Here is a 1,726-nt window from a genome sequence, read left to right on the forward strand (position 1 = left end):
AATCTTAGCACCCTTTACTTCTTGATGAACTTCACCAATTGTTTTAGCCACAGCTGTTAATTGTTCCCGACTTGATGTTAATGTTGTTGGTAAAAAAGACGTCACACCACATGATAATAAATCCTCAGACATTTGTTTAATACCTTCTGCCTTATTGTCCATAACATCATTATTCTTAAAACCATGGATATGAGTATCAACTAAGCCTGGTGCAATCCATTTACCTGTGCAATCAATGACCTCAGTTGCATCCTTTGGTTTTTCTTTAGCGATTTTCCCGAAAACACCATGAGAGATATCTAAAAACCCAGGACCTTCCATTCCACTTGTTAAGAAAAATTTATCCGCATAAATAACTGTTTTCATTGCCAAAACTTCCTTCTATGATTATTTACTTTTAAATTATCACTAAATTCTTTTCTCGTCAAGGATTGGTCTATACAATTAATAAAAATTATATTATTTGATATCGAACAATAATCACTATTTTCAGGATTTATTTTATTTTATGTCTCCTTTTTTATACAACTTTGTGTTATAATGATCGCATCAAGAAAGTTTATTTGTTATTTATGGAAAAAATGTTATTTCAGATGGGAGCGCTTACTATGGAAGTTAATAGTAAAGTTAATTTTGATTGGCAAGGTAGTCAATTTGAAGGAATCATTGAAAAAGAATATGAAAACTCTGTTCTGGTTAGTGTTCTAAACCCGACATCAGAAGTCAAAGAAAAATATCTTGGCCGTGTTGTCGTTAGTAAGAAAACATGCCAACCCCTAATTAGTATATAAAAAAACCAAGAAAGCTTGTCTTTCTTGGTTTTTCATTTTACTCACAATATCTAAATCAGTTCGTTATCTTTGTCTATATGTTTGTAAAAAATCGGCTAAGGCATTTGTTGTAAGCTCTAACTCATCCTTTTTAGGTAAATAAACAATTCTAAAATGGTCAGGTGTTGCCATATTAAAGCCTCGTCCGTGAACTAACAGCACATGTTTTTCATGTAAAAAGTCCAAAACAAACTGTTCATCATCTCTTATGTTAAATTTTTTTGTATCTATTTTAGGAAAAATGTAAAAGGCCGCCTTTGGTTTTTTCGCAGTAATGCCTGGAATATCATTTAAAGCTTTCGTAATAAATTCACGTTGCTCATAGATGCGTCCACCTGGAAGTAATAAATCATCCACACTTTGAAACCCACCAAGAGCTGTCTGAATAATTTGCTGAGACAACACGTTGGAACATAGACGCATTGACGCTAGCATATTCAAGCCCTCAATATAACCTTTAACATATTTTTTCTCACCACTAATCACCATCCAGCCACAACGAAAACCTGCCACACGGTGAGATTTTGATAAACCGTTAAAGGTAATCACACATAAATCAGGTGCTAATGTCGCTGTTGAAATGTGTTCTTCCCCGTCCATCACTAAACGGTCGTATATTTCATCTGAATAAACAATTAATTGATGCTCACGAGCCACTTTAACAATTTCTTCTAACAATTCTCTTGAATAAAGAGCTCCTGTTGGATTATTAGGATTAATCAAGACAATCGCTTTTGTTCGACTTGTTATCTTACTTTTTATATCAGCAATGTCTGGGTACCACTCGGCTTCTTCATCACAGATATAATGAACAGCATTCCCTCCGGCTAAAGTAACAGCTGCTGTCCAAAGCGGATAATCAGGCATTGGAACTAATATTTCATCTCCATTATCGA

General features: G+C 34.2%; 3 protein-coding genes. 1 reads left to right on the forward strand and 2 read right to left on the reverse strand.

Features of this window, described 5'->3' with window-relative positions; all coding sequences use genetic code 11:
* A partial coding sequence (locus RR554_RS10675; RefSeq protein ID WP_332467993.1) for an amidohydrolase family protein occupies window positions 1-366 on the reverse strand: 366 nt, incomplete at its 3' end.
* Between the two features lie 242 nt (window positions 367-608).
* Between RR554_RS10675 and RR554_RS10680 the strand changes: the two genes are divergently transcribed.
* Window positions 609-791, forward strand: coding sequence for a DUF2187 domain-containing protein (locus tag RR554_RS10680; protein ID WP_332464399.1), 183 nt, complete (start codon window positions 609-611; stop codon window positions 789-791).
* 63 nt (window positions 792-854) lie between these two features.
* On the opposite strand, the gene RR554_RS10685 is transcribed toward RR554_RS10680, so the two are convergent.
* A partial coding sequence (locus RR554_RS10685) for an aminotransferase class I/II-fold pyridoxal phosphate-dependent enzyme (RefSeq protein WP_332467994.1) occupies window positions 855-1,726 on the reverse strand: 872 nt, incomplete at its 5' end.

Origin of the sequence: Vagococcus sp., from assembly GCF_036639995.1 — a bacterium.
GTDB lineage: Bacteria > Bacillota > Bacilli > Lactobacillales > Vagococcaceae > Vagococcus.